The sequence below is a fragment of the Streptomyces sp. NPDC002868 genome (assembly GCF_055563295.1).
Genome location: NZ_JBVHDR010000068.1, coordinates 2,501 through 4,939, shown reverse-complemented (window position 1 = coordinate 4,939; position 2,439 = coordinate 2,501). Strand labels below are relative to the sequence as shown.

The 2,439-nt window shown below is 57.0% G+C and carries 1 rRNA gene (running past one end of the window); it reads right to left on the bottom strand.

The features are described from left to right. Positions 1-2,439, bottom strand: a 23S ribosomal RNA gene (locus ACZ3H8_RS40565); its annotated part runs 412 nt beyond the window's last position; the annotation flags it as partial.

Sequence of the window (2,439 nt, the reverse complement as noted above, 5' to 3'; positions counted from 1 at the left end):
CGCGCACAGCGGATAGGGACCGAACTGTCTCACGACGTTCTAAACCCAGCTCGCGTACCGCTTTAATGGGCGAACAGCCCAACCCTTGGGACCGACTCCAGCCCCAGGATGCGACGAGCCGACATCGAGGTGCCAAACCATCCCGTCGATATGGACTCTTGGGGAAGATCAGCCTGTTATCCCCGGGGTACCTTTTATCCGTTGAGCGACGGCGCTTCCACAAGCCACCGCCGGATCACTAGTCCCGACTTTCGTCCCTGCTCGACCCGTCGGTCTCACAGTCAAGCTCCCTTGTGCACTTACACTCAACACCTGATTGCCAACCAGGCTGAGGGAACCTTTGGGCGCCTCCGTTACCCTTTGGGAGGCAACCGCCCCAGTTAAACTACCCATCAGACACTGTCCCTGATCCGGATCACGGACCCAGGTTAGACATCCAGCACGACCAGAGTGGTATTTCAACGACGACTCCCCCTGAACTGGCGTCCAGAGTTCACAGTCTCCCACCTATCCTACACAAGCCGAACCGAACACCAATATCAAACTGTAGTAAAGGTCCCGGGGTCTTTCCGTCCTGCTGCGCGAAACGAGCATCTTTACTCGTAGTGCAATTTCACCGGGCCTATGGTTGAGACAGTCGAGAAGTCGTTACGCCATTCGTGCAGGTCGGAACTTACCCGACAAGGAATTTCGCTACCTTAGGATGGTTATAGTTACCACCGCCGTTTACTGGCGCTTAAGTTCTCAGCTTCGCCACACCGAAATGTGACTAACCGGTCCCCTTAACGTTCCAGCACCGGGCAGGCGTCAGTCCGTATACATCGCCTTACGGCTTCGCACGGACCTGTGTTTTTAGTAAACAGTCGCTTCTCGCTGGTCTCTGCGGCCACCCCCAGCTCACACTGCAAGAGTGATCACCGGTGATGGCCCCCCTTCTCCCGAAGTTACGGGGGCATTTTGCCGAGTTCCTTAACCATAGTTCACCCGAACGCCTCGGTATTCTCTACCTGACCACCTGAGTCGGTTTAGGGTACGGGCCGCCATGAAACTCGCTAGAGGCTTTTCTCGACAGCATAGGATCATCCACTTCACCACAATCGGCTCGGCATCAGGTCTCAGCCTTAGTGTGTGACGGATTTGCCTGCCACACGGCCTACACCCTTACCCCGGGACAACCACCGCCCGGGCTGGACTACCTTCCTGCGTCACCCCATCGCTTACCTACTACCACCTTGGGCCGGCGGCTCCACCACTCCCCTTCACCCGAAGGATCCAGGGCGGCTTCACGGCCTTAGCATTAATGGGCTCGATACTGGGCGTTTCAAAGCGGGTACCGGAATATCAACCGGTTGTCCATCGACTACGCCTGTCGGCCTCGCCTTAGGTCCCGACTTACCCTGGGCAGATCAGCTTGACCCAGGAACCCTTAGTCAATCGGCGCACACGTTTCCCACGTGTGTATCGCTACTCATGCCTGCATTCTCACTCGTGAACCGTCCACCACTCGCTTACGCGGCGGCTTCACCCGGCACACGACGCTCCCCTACCCATCCGTACTCCCGTTGGGGATATGTGTACGAATGACACGACTTCGGCGGTACGCTTGAGCCCCGCTACATTGTCGGCGCGGAATCACTTGACCAGTGAGCTATTACGCACTCTTTCAAGGGTGGCTGCTTCTAAGCCAACCTCCTGGTTGTCTCTGCGACTCCACATCCTTTCCCACTTAGCGTACGCTTAGGGGCCTTAGTCGATGCTCTGGGCTGTTTCCCTCTCGACCATGGAGCTTATCCCCCACAGTCTCACTGCCGCGCTCTCACTTACCGGCATTCGGAGTTTGGCTAAGGTCAGTAACCCGGTAGGGCCCATCGCCTATCCAGTGCTCTACCTCCGGCAAGAAACACACGACGCTGCACCTAAATGCATTTCGGGGAGAACCAGCTATCACGGAGTTTGATTGGCCTTTCACCCCTAACCACAGGTCATCCCCCAGGTTTTCAACCCTGGTGGGTTCGGTCCTCCACGAAGTCTTACCTCCGCTTCAACCTGCCCATGGCTAGATCACTCCGCTTCGGGTCTTGAGCGCGCTACTGAACCGCCCTGTTCGGACTCGCTTTCGCTACGGCTTCCCCACACGGGTTAACCTCGCAACACACCGCAAACTCGCAGGCTCATTCTTCAAAAGGCACGCAGTCACGACTGTTGCTCCGAAGAACAACAGCGACGCTCCCACGGCTTGTAGGCACACGGTTTCAGGTACTATTTCACTCCGCTCCCGCGGTACTTTTCACCATTCCCTCACGGTACTATCCGCTATCGGTCACCAGGGAATATTTAGGCTTAGCGGGTGGTCCCGCCAGATTCACACGGGATTTCTCGGGCCCCGTGCTACTTGGGTGTTGCACAAGCAAGCCGCTGATGTTTCAGCTACGGGGGTCT